Source organism: Pseudorhodoplanes sinuspersici, from assembly GCF_002119765.1.
In the GTDB taxonomy this organism is placed as follows: domain Bacteria; phylum Pseudomonadota; class Alphaproteobacteria; order Rhizobiales; family Xanthobacteraceae; genus Pseudorhodoplanes; species Pseudorhodoplanes sinuspersici.
The window spans coordinates 1,007,929-1,025,630 of the sequence record NZ_CP021112.1; the positions used below are offsets into that span (position 1 = coordinate 1,007,929).

General features: G+C 57.7%; 17 protein-coding genes. 7 read left to right on the forward strand and 10 right to left on the reverse strand.

Features of this window, described 5'->3' with window-relative positions:
• Positions 1 to 18 precede the first annotated feature (18 nt).
• On the reverse strand, positions 19 to 2,025 hold the full coding sequence (locus tag CAK95_RS05035) for a lytic transglycosylase domain-containing protein (protein ID WP_245303632.1): 2,007 nt from the start codon (positions 2,023 to 2,025) through the stop codon (positions 19 to 21).
• A gap of 404 nt (positions 2,026 to 2,429) precedes the next feature.
• Here CAK95_RS05035 and CAK95_RS05040 point away from each other — a divergent pair, with 404 nt between their 5' ends.
• From CAK95_RS05040 to CAK95_RS05060, 5 genes are all read left to right on the forward strand, one after another.
• Positions 2,430 to 2,633 carry a hypothetical protein gene (locus CAK95_RS05040; protein ID WP_086086943.1) on the forward strand — a complete coding sequence of 68 codons (204 nt, stop codon included), beginning with the start codon at positions 2,430 to 2,432 and terminating at the stop codon, positions 2,631 to 2,633.
• A 50-nt stretch (positions 2,634 to 2,683) separates the two neighbouring features.
• The gene (locus CAK95_RS05045) at positions 2,684 to 3,478 is read left to right on the forward strand and encodes an SGNH/GDSL hydrolase family protein (RefSeq protein ID WP_086086944.1); all 795 of its coding nucleotides are present in this window, start codon (positions 2,684 to 2,686) and stop codon (positions 3,476 to 3,478) included.
• 148 nt (positions 3,479 to 3,626) lie between these two features.
• A complete protein-coding gene (locus CAK95_RS05050) occupies positions 3,627 to 5,105 on the forward strand; it encodes an MBOAT family O-acyltransferase (protein WP_086086945.1) in 1,479 nt (492 codons plus the stop codon).
• A gap of 147 nt (positions 5,106 to 5,252) precedes the next feature.
• Positions 5,253 to 5,456 (forward strand): hypothetical protein, encoded by a 204-nt coding sequence (locus CAK95_RS05055; protein WP_086086946.1) that lies wholly within the window; start codon positions 5,253 to 5,255, stop codon positions 5,454 to 5,456.
• Positions 5,456 to 6,046: an alpha/beta hydrolase gene (locus CAK95_RS05060; protein WP_086086947.1), complete on the forward strand. Its 591-nt coding sequence runs from the start codon at positions 5,456 to 5,458 to the stop codon at positions 6,044 to 6,046. Before CAK95_RS05055 ends, CAK95_RS05060 begins: the two co-directional genes overlap by 1 nt.
• Before the next feature lie 11 nt (positions 6,047 to 6,057).
• On the opposite strand, the gene CAK95_RS05065 is transcribed toward CAK95_RS05060, so the two are convergent.
• From CAK95_RS05065 to CAK95_RS05105, 9 genes are all read right to left on the reverse strand, one after another.
• Entirely contained in the window at positions 6,058 to 6,555 is a 498-nt protein-coding gene (locus CAK95_RS05065) for an SH3 domain-containing protein (protein ID WP_245303633.1), read from the reverse strand.
• A gap of 607 nt (positions 6,556 to 7,162) precedes the next feature.
• Positions 7,163 to 7,522, reverse strand: coding sequence for an HdeA/HdeB family chaperone (locus CAK95_RS05070; protein ID WP_183044369.1), 360 nt, complete (start codon positions 7,520 to 7,522; stop codon positions 7,163 to 7,165).
• Positions 7,523 to 7,617: 95 nt separating this feature from the next.
• Complete coding sequence (locus CAK95_RS05075; RefSeq protein WP_086086949.1) at positions 7,618 to 9,048, reverse strand: DUF1254 domain-containing protein; 1,431 nt, start codon at positions 9,046 to 9,048, stop codon at positions 7,618 to 7,620.
• A gap of 54 nt (positions 9,049 to 9,102) precedes the next feature.
• A complete protein-coding gene (locus CAK95_RS05080; protein WP_147413742.1) occupies positions 9,103 to 9,870 on the reverse strand; it encodes a hypothetical protein in 768 nt (255 codons plus the stop codon).
• Positions 9,871 to 10,063: 193 nt separating this feature from the next.
• The gene (locus CAK95_RS05085) at positions 10,064 to 11,494 is read right to left on the reverse strand and encodes a DUF1254 domain-containing protein (protein WP_086086951.1); all 1,431 of its coding nucleotides are present in this window, start codon (positions 11,492 to 11,494) and stop codon (positions 10,064 to 10,066) included.
• Between the two features lie 58 nt (positions 11,495 to 11,552).
• On the reverse strand, positions 11,553 to 12,995 hold the full coding sequence (locus CAK95_RS05090) for a DUF1254 domain-containing protein (RefSeq protein WP_086086952.1): 1,443 nt from the start codon (positions 12,993 to 12,995) through the stop codon (positions 11,553 to 11,555).
• Positions 12,996 to 13,049: 54 nt separating this feature from the next.
• Positions 13,050 to 13,529, reverse strand: coding sequence for a DUF992 domain-containing protein (locus tag CAK95_RS05095; protein WP_157699550.1), 480 nt, complete (start codon positions 13,527 to 13,529; stop codon positions 13,050 to 13,052).
• An 85-nt stretch (positions 13,530 to 13,614) separates the two neighbouring features.
• Complete coding sequence (locus tag CAK95_RS05100; protein ID WP_245303634.1) at positions 13,615 to 14,319, reverse strand: hypothetical protein; 705 nt, start codon at positions 14,317 to 14,319, stop codon at positions 13,615 to 13,617.
• An 85-nt stretch (positions 14,320 to 14,404) separates the two neighbouring features.
• Entirely contained in the window at positions 14,405 to 14,785 is a 381-nt protein-coding gene (locus CAK95_RS05105) for a helix-turn-helix domain-containing protein (protein ID WP_086086954.1), read from the reverse strand.
• Positions 14,786 to 15,080: 295 nt separating this feature from the next.
• Between CAK95_RS05105 and CAK95_RS05110 the strand changes: the two genes are divergently transcribed.
• Positions 15,081 to 16,082: an AraC family transcriptional regulator gene (locus CAK95_RS05110; RefSeq protein WP_086086955.1), complete on the forward strand. Its 1,002-nt coding sequence runs from the start codon at positions 15,081 to 15,083 to the stop codon at positions 16,080 to 16,082.
• Positions 16,083 to 16,238: 156 nt separating this feature from the next.
• Positions 16,239 to 17,693, forward strand: a complete 1,455-nt coding sequence (locus CAK95_RS05115; RefSeq protein WP_086091195.1) for an outer membrane protein — start codon at positions 16,239 to 16,241, stop codon at positions 17,691 to 17,693.
• Positions 17,694 to 17,702: the final 9 nt, after the last annotated feature.

Genomic DNA, 17,702 nt, shown 5'->3' on the forward strand with positions numbered 1-17,702 from the left:
TTTTATGGAAGATGGGGCCTACCCCTGCATCCCGCGCATGTCGGCCTCGATAGTGAGCCGTGCCGGACGCTCGAATCGCGACCGGTACACCTGCAGGTTCTCCATCACACGCTGCACATAGATGCGCGTCTCCGTGAACGGGATGCGCTCGACCCAGTCGACGACGTCCACATTCGGGTTGCGCGGATCGCCGTAGCGCTTCGTCCATTCCTTGACGCGCCCGCGCCCTGCATTATAGCCAACAAAGGCAAGGACGTGATTGCCGTCATACGTATTGACGAGGTCGGCGATTTCGGCCGCCCCCATCTGCACATTGTAGCTGGGATCGTTCAGAAGCCGTTTGGGGTCGAACTTGATTCTCAATCGGCGCGCGATGGTACGCCCCGTGGCGGGCATCACCTGCATCAACCCCTTCGCCTTCGCGGCCGAAACGACACGCGGGTTGAAGGCGCTTTCCGCCCGTGCAATCGCGTAGACAAGGCTCTTGTCCGCTTTTGGTCCGATGGGGGCGTATTTGGGCAGGCCGACATTTGGGAACGCATACTGATCGAAAGCAAATCCACGCGCCAGCGCGCTTCTGCCAAGATACAACATGGCGCGCGCGTCCTTATGCCTGGCGGCCGTCTCGGCAATGAGCGTCAGCACGGCTGCGTCGCCGACGCGATTGAGATCGGCGACGAACGGGACCACGAGATCGCGGTTGCCGGTCGCGTAAAGCAGCTCAACCGCACGCACCAGATCGACATTACGTAAGGCTGCGCGCCGCATACTGTCCAAGGCCGGTGGTCGGCGCACCAGAATTCCGCGGCGTCCAAGGCGGGCGCGCGCAAGTTGGCCGTAATACGCCGCCGAATGCTCTGCCGCCGACTCGTAGTACCGGCGCGCATCGCTACCGCGGCCAGCAGCTTCGGCAGCGCGTCCGAGCCAATAGCCGGCGCGAGCGAGCGACGTCGGGTGCGTCGTGATCTGCGGGATGCGGGCGAAATGCTTTGCCGCCGAGCGCGGATCGTTGAGAAACCGCAGCGCGATCCACCCCGCCGTGAACGGATGGTCGACGCGGAGGCCTTCCTTCGACGGAAGAGCGGCATTGCGGGCGATCCGGTAGGCGATCTGTGCCTTGCCGTCGTCAAGCATTTCCCGCACTAGAATTCGGCGCTCGATCCACCACTTGTCGGCATCGTGAATGAGACGCGCATCATGCGGCGCCGACAGCATCAATTTGGCAGCTTCGCCGACTTGACCACTCCGCCGAAGCCACTGGACACGCGTAAGCAGATAGGCGGGATCGTTGCGTGCTGCCTGCGGCACTGCGTTGAGGAGCGTGCCTGCATTCTTCGCCCTTCGGGTGACCGCCGCGCGCGCCTTCACAATAGCGACTTGGGGGGCGCTGAGACGCTTCGCCGCACGCATTGCAGTATCGAAATCGTTCGCATACAGCCGAATGTGCATGCGCGCCTTATGATCGGCCGTCGTAAGCAGCGACCCAAATGTCTTCAATACCTGCGCTTCGAGTTGAGCTGAGAAGTTGTCTTCACGCCAAGCAGAGCGAACATATTTCCCGGCCGCAGTGACCTTGCCCTGCGCCAGCAGCGCCCGTGCCATCGCCAGCTTGCCGAGCGATCCCAATGGTTCATGATCGGAGAAGAAGGCCAAGACGACACCGGGCTCGCGCTTCTCGGACCAGAGCCGCGCTTCCGCACGCCGCCGAAACATATCTCGGCTCGGCCAGGCCCCGTTGGCATCCAGGAATGCGGCATAGCGCGCAAAGCTCGCTGCACTGTCGCCCGAGCGCAACATCACCCATTCCACCAGCTTTCGGCTCACCTCGTCATGGATGTAGTCGCGACGATTGGTCGCTGTGTCGACTTTGCCGCGAAGAGCGAGACGGATTGCGCGCTTGAGTGCATGAATGTTCGCCTCTGACGAGGCGATTGGTGCATATGCCGGAGGAACGTCGGAAGCCGGGGGTGTGAGCATCGATGACGTCGATGCCAGCAACCGATTGATCGGGTCAGCAAGTGCCATATTCGGGCGCGAACGCGGAATTGGTATGTGACGGACGGCCTTCAGTCGGCCTACTGCGCGACGAGATTCCCGTACAACATTACCGCTTCTCGCTACTGCCTTGCGGGAATGGGGCTTGATCTTCGTTTTGCTGCCGGACGTCTTTTGTGCCGTTGCATGCTTGCCGTCCTTTGGACTACTGGCGGCATGCGAGGTGGCCGCGAGCAGTGCGACGCAAGCAGAAAAAGAAATCGTAGCGAGGTGAGCGCGAATTGTCTGCGTCATAAAGTCCCATCTCAGCCGCGCAGCAACGGCTTGGAATTGCGTCAGTCCCCTCCGGGATTCTGCACGAAAGCGTTGATGAAATGCAAATCCAAGTTGAATTTGCCGCATTTTGATCCTCAACCACGGCAAGGATGGGACAAATGCGGCGACGCACGATGTCAGTGAAACACGCACTCGGCGAATTCGATGTGGGCGAGCGCGGTGCGGACTTTCATCATTGGATCGAAACAGTAACAATGCATGCAGACATTGCAGATTCGCAATCAGCTACGATTGCGCTGCGATCCCAAAGCAAGAGCTTTGTTCAACCGCCGCAGACGATGCTGCTTGATCCACTCACATGAGCAGCAACGTGATGTAACGAATAGGTGCTAAAAACGGGAGCGTTTCGGGCATGTCTTTTGGTTTTCGAAAATGGCGCAAACACCGACCCAGCTTTTGCTGGCTCTTTATCTTTTGTGCCGTCTCGATTCTCGCTCCGATTCAGTCAGCTCACGCTCGCAAGTTGGACAATGCTCATGCCGGGACTATCGCCTTGCTGCAATCGTCGCAGCGATTGCGGATCGGGGTTGTCGGCGATTCCATGGCCGGAGATCTTGGGGACGGCATGCAGAAGCTTCTGCGCGACCATGACACACTTAAGGTGATCAGGTTTGCGAAGCCTGCCACTGGCCTCATGCGGGACGATGTTTACAACTGGCAAAGCGCCTTGAAGGCATTCATCAGCAAAACAAAACTCAACGCCATCGTCGTCATGATAGGCGGAAACGACCGCCAGTCGATTTGGCTGAATGGCCGCAGACTGCCCCGTGGATCAAAAATGTGGCTGACCGAGTATGAACGGCGCGTCGCCCGATTCATGACGACTCTCGCAGCAGTGGATGCGAAGGTTTATTGGGTTGGCCTACCGGCGGTCCGATCCGCTTGGATGAGCCGAGACTATCAAGGGCTCAACAGAATTTTCCGTGCACAGGCCAGAAAACATGGGTTCACCTATGTCAGCACCTGGGAGCACTTTCTGGATGAGAGCGGCGGCTATACATCCTTCGGTCATAGCCTCGACGGAGTGAAGCGGCGTCTGCGCAAAGAGGACGGGATGCATTTCACCAACGATGGTCAACTTCGGCTGGCCGATATTGTCGCCGGTGCGATTGGCCGCGATCTGAGCGAGATCAAGACGGCCCGCTGACGCATTCAGGGAATCAAAGCCGGGGTCGGCGTACTGGGCGATAGTCACACAGGCAAAGCCCATCTACCGGCGCCCGATCAGAGGTTTTGCAGCTATGGGCGGCTAGCCCGGCCACGACAAAATCAGCAACGCTCATTCGTCGGTGCTCATGCTTTTTCCCACACTGACTTTTGCATTGTTCTTCATCGCGGTCTTCACACTCGCTTGGATCCTGCAGCCACATGCCGAGCCGCGCAAAATGCTGCTGCTCGCGGCGAGTTATCTTTTTTACGGTTGGTGGGACTGGCGATTTATGGCCCTGCTTGCTGGCAGTTCCGTGGCCAATTACCTGGGTGGACTGCTGCTTGGGCGGACCAAGGAGGATCGCTCGAGGCGCTGGATCGTCGCCGCGATGGTTGCGGCCAATCTCGCCGTTCTCGGCTTCTTTAAATACTATGGCTTTTTTCTCGATAGCTTAACTGACCTCTTGCTGAAGTTCGGCCTGCAACGTGACATGCCGTTTCTGGAAATCATTCTGCCGATTGGCATTTCGTTCTTCACGTTTCAGGGCATCTCCTATGTGGTCGACGTCTATCGCGGTCACGTGAAGCCGGTATCCTCACCGATCGACTTGTTTCTCTACATCTCGTTCTTTCCACAGCTTGTCGCGGGTCCGATCGTGCGCGGTTCGGACTTTCTTCCGCAATTGTCAAAGCCACCGCAACTCACTCGCGTCGTCGCGATCTACGGCTTCATTCTGATTTTGGCCGGAATGCTGAAAAAGACCGTGGTGGCACATTATTTGGCGGTCGACCTCGTCGATCCGGTGTTCGTCGATCCTACATCCGCAAGCAGCGCCGACCTTGTTGGCGCGCATTATGCGTACGCCATACAGGTCTATTGCGACTTTTCGGGCTACAGTGACATCGCTATTGGTGTCGCCGCCCTTCTTGGATTTCGCTTCAGAAAGAATTTCGATCGCCCGTTCGCCGCCACCTCGATGCAGCAATTGTGGCAGCGCTGGCACATCTCGCTGTCAACCTGGTTACGCGACTACCTCTACCGGGCCCTGCGCGGGAAAAAGCGAGAAGCAGGTTGGCGCATGCACCGCAACATCTTGCTGACGATGTTGCTTGGTGGTCTCTGGCACGGCGCCAGTTGGACCTTTGTCATCTGGGGCGCCATTCTCGGTGCGGCGCTTGTGATCGAGCGTGTCGTCAAGGGCCGCTATCATGAATGGCGGGGGCAGATATCTGCGCGCAAGAGCGCGCCTGATGTGCATGTGAGTAGCCGCGCAACTCAATTCGGATTGATCGCTTCGGCCTTCGTCGGGTGGTTCATGACTTTCCATGTCTTCACACTTGCTGCGATTTTCTTCCGCTCGCCGGACCTGGAAGTTGCGACAAGCTACTTTGAGCAAATGTTTTCATGGACAGGCAGCGTCCACCTGTTCAGTCCGTTTCTCCTTATCCTGACCGCAGGCTCGGTGGCCGTACAATTTCTGCCGGGCAATACTCTGGAGAAGACAGCAGAGAAACTGCGCAACATGCCCGCATCGATACTTGGGCTCCTGTTTGGCGGCGGGCTTGTGCTGATCGAGTTCATCGGCCCCGAAGGCGTTGCGCCGTTCGTTTATTTTCAGTTCTAAGTCACGTGATGGATAAATCCCATGCTTGATAGACCTTCCAGATATCGATCACCCGCACGCCGCCTATGGCACATCCGTTACTTCCGTCGCCGACCAGAAGCCAAAACGTCAGATACCAGCACAAACGTCCGAGCCAGCTGTTTCGCCATGCTGATCGCATTCGTGCTGATGGCGCTTTTCAATTCCAGCGACTTGCGCAGCTTCACCCGCGACCTGCCGGGCAATTGGTTAACTGATCAATTGGTGGCGTACTCCGATCAATGGCACGAGCTGATGCTTGCGTTGGGGCCAGCGCACGCCCAGCCGGCAGTGCGCGACGTGTTTGATGATATCCACGAGCTGCGCTGGTAATGCACAACCCAGGCAATGCCATCATTGTGCATGGCACTTGCGACCGAACTGAATATTTCAGTCCGGATCATCCGGCACTGTCGAATAGCCACTGGCTGCCTTGGATTCAAAAGCAACTGCTGATCAAAGGAATTGCCACACAAACGCCCGAGATGCCCAAAGCATATGATCCAGTCTATACGGTCTGGAAGCGGGAGCTGGAACGGTTTGATACCGACGCCACGACACTTCTGATCGGCTATAGCTGTGGCGCCGGCTTTTTACTGCGTTGGCTGAGTGAGAATGCCATTCGGGCCGCAAGGCTCATCCTTGTTGCCCCATGGCTTGATCCAGATAAGACACACACTCGCGGCTTCTTCGACTTTGAGATCGACCCCAGGCTGGACGCGCGCGTGAATGATATCCAGCTTCTGGTTTCGAACGACGACCATCCTTCGATACTGAAATCTGTCGGGCAGGTCGTTGACGCGCTTCCGCATATTGGAGTGCACCGGTTTGATCGGCTGGGCCATTTCACCTCAAAGGATTTGGACTCGACCGCTTTCCCACAATTGCGCGCTATCGCGCTGGATGAAACCGAGGCGGAATGAAGATTAGAGGACTAAAATACTTCGCCCGGATATGCGCCCCAAAGTCTCGTCTGGCGGATGTACCCCCTCCTCCCCTTGGCTTTCACCTTGCACCATTTTCCATCGCATCCGACGACGCGAACCAGCACCTTCGACTGCACGATCGCGACAGTCGAGGCGTTCTCCGCAGCATCAGAGCGTATCGCAACAGGGTTAGCGCCTGACCATGGGGCGACGAGCGCCGTTCTGTTGCCGGAAAGCAACGATCCGACTATCCAGCCCTCTTCGCCACCCCAGTCGCGGATTCGCCGCCAATTCCCAAACTCCGCAATTATTTCCACCGGAAGACCACGTCGAACAAATGTCCACTTGAGAGGGTAGCTGACGCCTGGTCCCACGCGCACGTTTGCAGGTTTGGACTTGACCGAGACGAATCGAGGAATCGGCAAACTGGTCGTTCTTCCAACATCCGACGCAAATGTGTTGCCAGCGAGCAAGCCTACAGCAATGATTGGAGCGGAAATGATCATGCGGCGCATCATTCGATAGCGTGTACTCCAGATTTCGTAGCACATAAAGAACTGGCAGGAGCTTACTGACAGCTACCGACGATCGCCCTCCCTGCAATGACAGCAATCCGAAAGAGCGGTTAGCTAGCGCCTTCTGCGATAAGGCGAAATACGCGATTCGCGCTTGGTAGCGTGCCCTACATGGCAACAAGGACTGTTACATGCCAGTACACCGTTATTTTGCATCGTATTAAGGCGTTTCCCGTCTCCTCTTCATCATTTCTAATTTTGTTCCCGCGGCGCGGCGCTGCCCGCGCAGTCGGAGGGGATGAGCAAGAAGTTGTAGTGGGCGCTCGTGCCACCCCATCGCCGTAGATGTCGATCGGACGGCGCGAGATCGGGAAAGGCCCGCAATCACGCACAGGCTTCGATCAAAATATCGGACACTTCGAGCGACAGTCTATAATATTTTATCGCGCACATTTTTTGTCGCAGTCCACCAAGCTGCGCCATCGGTGACGCTATGCGTCCCGGCGAAGGTCCAGCGGTGAACGCCAATCGCCTGTCAGGAAAACTGACTGCCGACGTCGAAGCCGCCGACATCGCCGCTGAGGGTCAATCCGTTAATTTAGTCTGGCTTCATCTTGATCCCGAGCTTGGCCCGCATGTCCTTGAACACCACAGCAATCGCCTCGATGATCCGTTTGTCCGGATTGGCCTTGCAGTACATGATGACTTCGTGCTCGGCCTCTTTTGCTCTCTTGATGTTCAGCAAGTGCTTGTGGGCGAGACCATTGTACCAACCGCTATACCAGGTGGTGAGCATGTCTGCATCTTGCTGCCACGTGCCGGCCAGTTGCGCGCACGTCAATTTCTGAACGTCCAAATACCCGTCGGCATCGGCATAGGCACTGAGGTCGGTCTGTGCGCGCGCCGGCTGTATGGATGTGAACCCGAGGATTGCTGCGATGATCAGTGCTCCGCGCATAGTCGTCCCCCAATATCGTCTTTGAATTTGGCAAGGAAAAAATAAATCAGGTCGAGCCCATGCCGGCCCGCAAAGACCGGCATGGGTTCGCTCACTCAAGAGACTTTCTTGGCCGCAGGAATCGTCCACGTGCCATTAATGATCGATGGGTCCGTCTCGGTCGGCCAATACATCCGCAACATCAGAATGAAATCGCCGGGAGGTGCCGGGAGCCAGTTTGATTCCTTGTCTTTGCCGGGCGAGTCTTTCTGGATGTAGAGATCGGTCGAGCCATCCGGATTGGTCTGCAAATCTTGCCGCGGGCTGATCGAGTAGCGATTGAGCGGATTGTTCACGAAGAAATACTGGCTGTCATACATCGTCAGCGACCAGAACCCTTCGACCGGCGGCAAATGGCCTTTGGGGAATCGCATGACATACTTGTTTGCCCCATTGTATTTGCCGCCATCTGCATCGACTTTCGAGGTCGGGTAGACCGCATCCTGCGGGCGATTTGCGCCGAGCCCGATTGCAGTCACGAGCGCCCGCATCAGGTAGTCGGTCCCGTAGATACCCGTCTTCGTGGTGAAGGCCCAGCCGTTCTCGTCCTTGATCGCCTTGTTGATCTTGAACTGGAGCATGATCCTGTCGACTGCGACTTCGGGGACGCGCTTCAGGAAATCCGCCTTGAGCTTACTCGGATCGAAGTCCTGTCCAGGAACTATGCCGATGCGCGCGAATTTGGCGAGTTGTGGAGCATCCGCTGTGGAAGGCGGATTCGTCTTCATCAATTGGCTGAGCAGCGTGAAGTACGACACAGCATCCATGCGATTGACCTGTTCGCGGACGGCCGTCTTCATATCGATCGATGGGTCGACTTTGCCCGGAGGCGGCGTATAGGGCTTGCCGTAGGCGCTCAGCGGTGTGAGCTTGCACTCGTCCTGCAGCTTATGCACGGCTGCGTAGTCCTCCGGCGTGCCCGTGCAGTAAATGCGACCGAGCAGCCAGACGATGTTGGTCGGTGACTTATATTCCTTGACGCCGTCCGGCAACTTGCCGTTCCAGCCCGGCCCGGTGATCGCATAGGTCTGCGCCCCAGTCCCGGTCGTGCGCTTGCCTGGGGCCTGAAACACCGTCGTCCAGCCGTCCAGCATCGGCATCAGGAAGTAGCGTCCTTGCATGTCCGGAGTGCTGAACACCCACGGCTCCTGGCTGACATCGAAGAACGCCGTCGTATAAAGCGTATCGGCATTGGGCGCTGTGACGTCCCGGAACGAAGCGTTAGGATATTGGCGCAGCTTGATGAGCTGACCCATAGGGGCCCGCGTTCCCTCAGGCGCGGCAACATTGGTGATGACCCGCCGGGTCATTTCCATGGTCACAAGCGGATAGCCAAAGATGTAGGCGTCAGTCGCGAGCCAAAAATCCTCCAGGCCTTCGCCGATGCCGAGGAAGGAGCCGTGCTGAGCCAGGGCTGAACGGCTCATTGCCGCTCCCGTGAGTAGACTTATTCCGCCAAATGCGGCGGACCGGCGGGTAATCTTCATTTGAGCCTCCTCAGTTTTGATGCACTCACAAGCGATTCCGCGACTATGCCGAGATCAGAAACGCGCCGTCACACCAATGACCGGCCCATGGGTCAGCATGTCGTATTCATAAAGTGTACTTCCGGCGCCTTTCTCGAAATCGACGTAAAGAGCACGATAGCCAAGCATAGCGCTCCAGATGGCGTGCTGAGTGCGGGCGAAATCCCAGTTGAGATAACCCATGGCCTGCCAGGAGATCTTGCTTCCGGCACCGAACCCGCCAACGTCGCCACGCAACACCAGTTCGGTGTGAGGCGAGAAGTGATGGCGCAGGCGCAAGCCAACCAGCGGATCGAACCAGGTCACGTCACCGGAATTAGCAAAGGCGCGCCCGCCACTGACGGTCAGATCGCCAATATTCAGGCCGGCGGATAACGCCAGACTCGCCTCCGCATTTTGCCACCAGAAACGCCCACCGCCGTAAAGATCGATCGACGTTTGCGCGCCCGGTGTTGCACCGCGCCACTGAAACAGTTCGTATGCAAGGGCTGCTTCCGCAATGAACATCTCGAACTGGACCGACATTGACGCCGCCAACGTCCCGCCGACCCGGGGGTGCACGCTGCGTGCGCGGGCGCCGCTGTCGGAGGCGCCCACCTTCATGTAGACGAGATCGGTCATGACGGAGAACGGCCCCTTGCGCGCCTCGAAAGCGCCCATCAGGCCGAATAGTTCTTTTGGAATCTTCCGGTGCAGCAGGTCGATGAAGTCGGCATCGACATCGGCGGTACGCCCCTTGACGGTCGTAGAACCGTTGATCGACGGCAACCACGCGTAAGGCATGATGGTGTACGTCCAGATGGACGGTTCGGGTGGCGGCGGCGCTTTGAACACCGGCGCAGGCATATCCGCCGCGAAGGACAGCGAACTGCAACAGAATATCAGGGCCGCACAAGCTGCGGCCTTTCCCAGGCTTGGATTAATGGTCATGGTCCCCTTTTTCATGCCCATGGCAGCGTCGAAGTCCTATCGTCTGTCAAACCCGCTTGACGCCGGGCGGCTGCCACGTCCCATTGCCGACCGGCAGAATTGAAGGCGCTTCTGTTTTCGGCCAGTAGAGCCGCATGGCCGTGTAAATCGGGCCGTTGGGCGCCGGCAGCCAGTTCGATTCCTTGTCCGCGCCTGGCGACTTGTGCTGGATGTAGAGCGTCAGCGAACCGTCCGCGTTCTTCTTCATGGTCGGGAGCATCGGCGAATTGATCAGATAGCGGTTGATCGGATTCTCGATCAAAAGCTGCGTCTTGCCATCGTACATCGTCACCGACCAGAAGGCGTTGACCGGCGGCAATTGGCCGGCCGGGAAGGTCAGCGTGTAGTTGTGCTGGCTGCCGTCGAGCGGCTTGCCTTCCGAATCGAACTTTCCGAGCGGATAGGTCGCTTCCACAGAATCGTTTCCATAGATGCCCGCCTTGGCGCCTGCGGCGCGTTTCAGCCAGTCGCCATTGAAGAATGCGGCATCGCCAAAAAGAGAGCTGATCCGCCATCCGTTGGCCGACACGCCGGCCTTGTCGACGGCCTCGCCGATCTTTCTCTCTCCTTGCCTCATTCCGATGAGGATTTCCGCCTTATGCTCAAGCGGGAGATCCTTGAAGCTGAAGGTCTTTCCAGCCCCGACGCCAATGCGCGCAAGCTTCGCGCGGATATCCTTCTCGTTCTCGAGCGCCGGCGCGAATTGCAAGCAGAAATCGAGGTACTCGAAGAAGTTTGTCTTCACGAGTTCCTTGTCGATCTTCGGAAAATTCACAACCGGCGAAACAGGCGGCGCCGACTGCTTCAGATAGGCGGAAAGCGGCTGTGCCTTGTAGCCAGCTTGCACCTTCATCACGCTGTTGATGTCGCCCGGATTGAAAAGCTGGGTGCGGTAGAGGGCGAGCGAGAACTGCGTGCCCGATTGGAACACCTTCTTGATTCCAGCCGGAGTTGCGCCCTTCCACTCCGGTCCGACAACCATATAGTCGCCAGCATCGCTTCCGGTCGCGCGGCTGCCGATATAGCCATAGTTGTTGGTATTGCCGTCGATAAGCTGAACGGAGTAGTAGCGCTTGGATTCCACCACCGGCACCGAAAGCACCATCGGCTCCGCCCTCAGGTCCATCCATACAACCGAATAGGGCGTGTCGCTGTTCGGCGAAATGACGGCAGTGTCTTTATAAGTAAAGACGTGGGATTCGTTTTTGATCTGATTGAACGGCGCTTTGAATTGCCCCGAGCTGCGATCGACGGCGTATTCGTACATGATGCCGTAGTTCATCACGATCGGCAGGCCGTAGATGAATCCGGCTTCTGCGATGTCCTTGGCCTCGATGATGCCAGGGTAGCTTTGCGCCATCAGGAGGCTTGGCCTCGCAATTGCGGCACCGGCCACGACCGCCGCGGTGGAGCGAAGTAAATCTCGCTTCGTCAACATGCGCCTACTCCTTAACTACACGATTGAGTTATCGAATCGATCTGCATTCGGAATTCTGTCAGACTCGCTTGATGCCGGGCGGCTGCCAGGTGCCTGCACCGGCCGGCAGGATGGACGGCGCTTCCGTCTTCGGCCAGTACAGACGCATCACGAGATAGATCGTGTCGTTGGGAGCAGGCAGCCAATTGGATTCCTTGTCCGCGCCGGGGCTGTCTTTCTGGATATAGAGAGTGAGTGACCCGTCCGCGTTCTTCTTCATGCCGGGCAACATCGGCGAGTTGATGAGGTAACGGTCGATCGGGTTCTTGATCAGAAGCTGGCTCTTGCCGTCATACATCGTCACCGACCAGAAGGAGTTCACCGGTGGCAGTTGTCCCGCCGGGAAGGTCAGTGTGTAATTGTGCTTGCTGCCGTCGAGCGTGCGGCCGTCGCTGTCAACGCGCGTGAACGGATAGGTCGCTTCCGCCGGATCATTGCCATAAATGCCGGCCTGAGCGGCGACGGCACGCTTCAACCAGTCGCCATTGTAGTGTGCGCTATCGCCCGGAAGACCGCTAACCCGCCAGCCATTGATCGCCTTGCCGGCATTGGAAACGGCCTCGTCGACCTTCCGTTGGCCCTCCTTCATGCCGACGCCAAGCTCCAGCTTATGCTCCAGCGGCAGGTCCTTGAAGTTGAGGGTCTTGCCCGGCCCGACACCGATGCGTGCCAGCTTGGCGCGTATCTCCTTCTCATTACCCTGCGCCGGCGCGAATTGCAGCGCAAAGTCGAGATAATCGAAGAAGTTGGACTTCACGAGCTCCTTGTCGATCTTGGGGAAATCGACGGTTGGTGCGGCCGGCGGCGGCGTCTGCTTCAGATAGGCCGAGAGCATCTGCACCTTGTAGCCAGCCTGCACCCTCTTGACGTTGTCGAGATCATCCGGGCCGAAAAGCTGGGTGCGATAGCCCGCGAGGGAAAACTGTGTGCTCGAACGAAACACCTGCTTGATGCCCGCTGGGGTGTCACCCTTCCAATCGGGCCCCACCACCATGTAGTCGCCGGCACCGCTCCCTGTGGCTCGGGTGCCGATATAGCCATAATTGTAGGTATTGCCGTCGCAGAGCATGACCGAGTAGTAGCGCTTCGGGTCGATCGCCGGCACCGAGAGGACCACCGGCTCCGCCCGCAAATCCAGCCACACGAAGGAATAGGGCGTGTCGCTGTTCGGCGTGACGATTGCCGTGTCCTTGTAGGTGTAAACGTTGGGCTCGTTCTTGATCTGGTTGAACGGCGCCTTGAACTGCCCCGAATTGCGATCTACCGCGTACTCATACATGATTGCGTAGTTCATCACGATCGGCAGGCCGTAGATGAACCCTGCCTCGGCGATGTCCTTGGCCTCGAACAGGTTGGGCCAATCGGCTTTGTTCTGCGCAATGGCCGGGGTGTACTTCGCCGTCGTGGCGGCGATCACGGCAATCGCCGCGGTGGAGCGAAGTAAATCCCGCTTCGTCAACATTTGCCCATTCCTTAATTACTCGATTGAGTTATCGAAACGATCTGCATTCGGACGTCAGGGAACCCACCGCAATTCGATGGTTGATATCCCGACGGACACGTTGAGCGCCGCCTCTCCGGACAAAGAAACCGGCTGCAGTGCATAGGCGCGAGCGTTACCGCCAAAAAGGATATTAGCGCCGACGCCAACGCCGACGCCAATCTCACCGCTCGGCCCCACATACGTGCCGGCAAGCGCACCGTTCAAAGGGCCAGCCGTAGGCGAATAGACTTGCCAGGCCAGCCCCTGCGCCAGCGTGATCCCGATGTCTACACCCAGCGTACCGAACGTACCGGTGTAATTCTCAGGCGGGTAAGGACCGACCGGCTTGTAAACACAGTTCATTGTCTGGAGAGAGCCGACGATCAGTCCGATCGTTGGCGAGAGATTGCACCTGAGGAGGCCTGTATTCACTCCAGTTACGCCCGGTGGCGGCACACCTGGCGCTTGTGCAATCGCTGGCGATGCCAGCGTTGCAAGTAGTAACACCGTCACGATTTGACGAACTCTCCTGATGCATGACATGTCTCGCCCCTCTTCCTTGCTCACCGTTAATTGGTACAGCTCTTGTGGTCTTTCATCAGCAAGGCGGATAGGGATAGTAGCCGCACCGCGGCGGGTAATAGGGGTATGGTGCATAGGGAGCTGCGTAGGGATACGCCGCAACAGCCGCTGCTCCAGCAACGGCAGCAGCGCCCGCGACTGCTGCACCGCGGTAATAGGCACCCCGCCATGCTGTGCGGCGAGCAACGCCGGCGAACGACAACGGCGTAAACGGTCGGCCAATGATGTCGATAAAGACTGATGCCGGCCCATCAGCTCCAGCGAGGTCGCCCTCAAGCACATCGACATCGAAAGTGAGCTTGTCGCCTTCGAGTTTCGGCGACTTCAGAACAACCACCGCGTCGAGCACAGCCGCCCCGTCCTTCTTGAAGCCTGACACGGTCGCGTTTGGCGGATCCTTCGCAAAATTGTCGCTGCCGTTGCCCCAATCTTCGACGATCCGCGCCGTCAGGTCGTGTCCGGCAGCGCGCACAGGACGATCCGCAAACACGATCGCGTTCGGAGAAATTCCGGTCAGCACGAGCTTGCCGTCTTTCAGGCTGACACCTCTGGAATTGAGAACAAACAGCGACGGAACGACCTCGGGCTTGGCCTGTCCGATGGATTTCTCGAGAGGGACGTGCGGCTTCGTCTCGGAGACAGCTTGCGCAGAAAGCGTCGCGGGCGAGCAGATCAGGCCAGCAACAGCAACGGCCATAAGGGCAGCGCGAAGTTTCGTCATTGGCTTTCCTCCCAGAGGTACGTTTCGTTTAGCCATTTCGTGCCAATCGGGAGGACAAGTCTTGCCATTTCGCGCCAATCGCGACTCAGCGTTGGCTGGCCGCAGGCGAACTCTTGTCGTGCAGCGCCTTGCCATTCCTTTGTTGCCGCCGATAAATAACGGGTTGAATTTTCATCAAACGCATGAAGGTGCGGCTGAAGCTGCTGGGTCCGGCATAGCCGAGGCGCAAGGCGATATCTGAAATCCGCACGTTGGATTCCACGAGCAAATGGCAGGCTGCATCGAGACGGACTTCCGCGACCATTTCACTGTAACTGGTGCCCATCTCGCCAAGATGACGCTGCAGCGACCGTGCGCTCACTCCTAATTGATTTGCAGTGCGCTGAAGCGATGCGCCACCGTGTCGCAGCGACGCGGCAATGGCCGCTCGCACCGCGTATCGGGAGGGCATACGGACGGGCTTCATAGGCGCGTCATGAAAGGGCGGAAACCTTTGCCACCTCGTTTGGTCGTTGTTTTTGTGGTCTATGCCTGAAGCAGTCAGCCGTCTGGCCATAAGCCGCCAAAATTCCATTTGCGGCGACGAGTTGGCTGGCCTGCATCTCGATCAGGGCGGACTGGGGCATCAACGCTGCATTGCAGCAAAGGCAATTCAAGAGACGGAAGATTGTAGATAGCCGGGCGCTTCCATGCCGGCACGACACTGAGAAAAGAAAGAGCGTAAGTAATAATTTCGCGGTCCGGGTGGGGAGACCGACAATATGAATGGTATTCCTTTAACGCGTTGCCAGTTCCTGATCCCTTTCGCCGTTATTCATAATGACATCGGAGCCCCGACTGAGGCGCTTCTGGCGAAGTTTCGTCTTCCGACGTCTTTGGAAGAGAAGGCCGATCACTACGTGCCAATATTGCCGGCCATTCGATTCGCGGAAGCCGTACAAAGATCACAGGGCATCACGGATATCGGCTTCCAGGCTTCTCGGCTTTTGCAGTTTTGCCATCTGAGCGAAAAGCTTCGCATCATCATCGGTCACTCTCCAACGTTGCTTGCTGCGCTACAGCAAGTGTGCAAATGGGCGCCACTTGAAGATACGAATTTGACCATGTGGCTGGAACGCTGCGACGATACTGTGAGAATTTGCAGCAAGCTTATTGGGACAACCGGCCTGCTGCACCTTGAACACTCGCAGTGGCTCCAGAACGTTTTTCCCATACACATCGTTCGGCAGTTCACCGGACCGGACTGGACCCCTTCAACAATTGCCTTTGAAGCCAATTATACGCCCAGTCAGGAGACACAATCTTTTTGGCCAAACACCCGCTTCCTGTCGGGCCAGCACGCCTCATGGATCGATGTGCATGTTTCGCAACTAAGTTGCCCTAACCTCGCCATTGAACCGCCGCCGAACCCGTATGAGGATGAAGATCAGACCTCTCCCACCGAAATTGTCCGCACGCTCAAATTGATGTTGCCATCCTACCTGGATGAAGGAGCTCCGACCGTCACGGAGATTGCCGAGATGGCCGGCATCAGCGTCAGAAGCTTTCAGCGCAAGCTCTCAAGCATGGGCCTGTCTTATTCGGGGCTGGTCGATGTGGTTCGATTTGAGAGTGCTGCGAAACGTCTGCGTGATACAGACGCCAAGATTATCGACGTTGCCTTCTCCTGTGGCTATGCGGACCCCGCTCACTTCACTCGCGCTTTCCGCCGAATTTCCGGGACGACGCCGAGAGAATTTCGCGACCAGTGGAGACCACGGTAAGTCTCGCTCTCCTAGGCATGGATTTTCCGGCAAGCGAAAGCGGCCATCCCTTCGATTGGCGCGAAATGGCAATTTTTGGCGGCTCAATGTCGCTATGAAGCGCGTTGTTTGGTCTCGCAGCAGCGCGGCCCGATCATGGCTGATATTGGGGCGTCCATGAAAGCACTTTTCATTGGGAGCAAGGCGGTCGCAGTTGCGTCGATAGCGACGTCCGCTTGGGCGTCGGATTTGCCGACCAAGGCACCGGTTTGGTACTCTCCGGATGTTGTCGCGCCCTATAACTGGTCGGGATTCTATTTGGGAGCCAACCTCGGCGGACGATGGGCGAACGGAACGCTGACCATTCCCGGCAACAGTCTCTATGGCGGCACCACGGCATTCATCGCCGGCGGGCAAGCCGGCTATAACTTTCAAGCCGGTCACCTGCTCTTCGGTATCGAAGGCGACTTCGACGGGGCGATTTTCAATCGTCCGCCGCTCCCGGTGCCGACATTGGGCTCTGTGAGCCAGCGTTGGATGGCCAGCATGGCTGGTCGCGTTGGCTACGTGAAGGACCGATGGCTTGTCTATGGCAAGGTGGGCGGCGGTTGGGCGCACCACGACATTTCAGTCAATGTCCCCGGCCTTGGCTGGAGCGAATCCAGCACAAAAAGCGGCTTGCTTCTCGGCGGCGGCATCGAATACGGCTTCAAACCGCACTGGACCGTCAAGCTCGAATACAATCACCTTTCGCTACCATCATGGACATCGGCGACCTTCCCGGCAGTATCGTTGGACCGTGACATTCAGACGATCAAAGCCGGCATCAATTACAAATTTGAAAGTGGCGGTTCGACCGTGGCGGAGCGGCCTAGCGGTTCTCGTCCGGCGTCCTCGTCGGAAGAATCGGAAGATCTGCGAAAACAATCTCAGAATCCGGTCGCAAGTCTTGTCAGCGTGCCGTTCCAAAGCAATACCAATTTCAATGCCGGGCCCTTCAATCGCACGCAGGAAGTCTTCAACATCCAGCCCGTTGTACCAATGAGTCTGAATGCGGAATGGAACGTCATCTCGCGCACAATCATTCCGCTGATCAGCCAGCCGGAACCGCTGGTGAACGGCAACACCGGTGGCATCGGTGACATTACGCAATCGCTGTTTCTTTCACCCGCTAGTCCCGGGAAGCTGATTTGGGGCGTGGGTCCGGTCTTCACGATTCCCTCGGCGAGCGACCCCATTCTCGGCACAGGCAAAGTGTTGTTTGGCCCCACAGCCGTTTTCCTCACCACGCCAGGCCATTGGGTCATCGGTGTCTTGGTCAACAACCAGTGGTCGGTCGGCGGCAATTCATTGCGACGATCTGTCAATACATTCCTCGCTCAGCCATTCATCAACTACAACATGGCTCACGGTTGGTTCCTGACCACGTCGCCGATTATTACTGCAGACTGGCTCGCGGCATCCGGTCAGAAATGGACCGTACCGATCGGTGGGGGGATCGGACGCGTGTTCAAAATCGGCGATCAGCCTGTCAATGCGCAGGTTGCTGCCTATTACAACGCGATCCGGCCTGACGGCGCCCCAGACTGGCAGTTGCGGGCCCAGATTGCGCTCCTGTTCCCGAGTCATTGACGGAGTGAC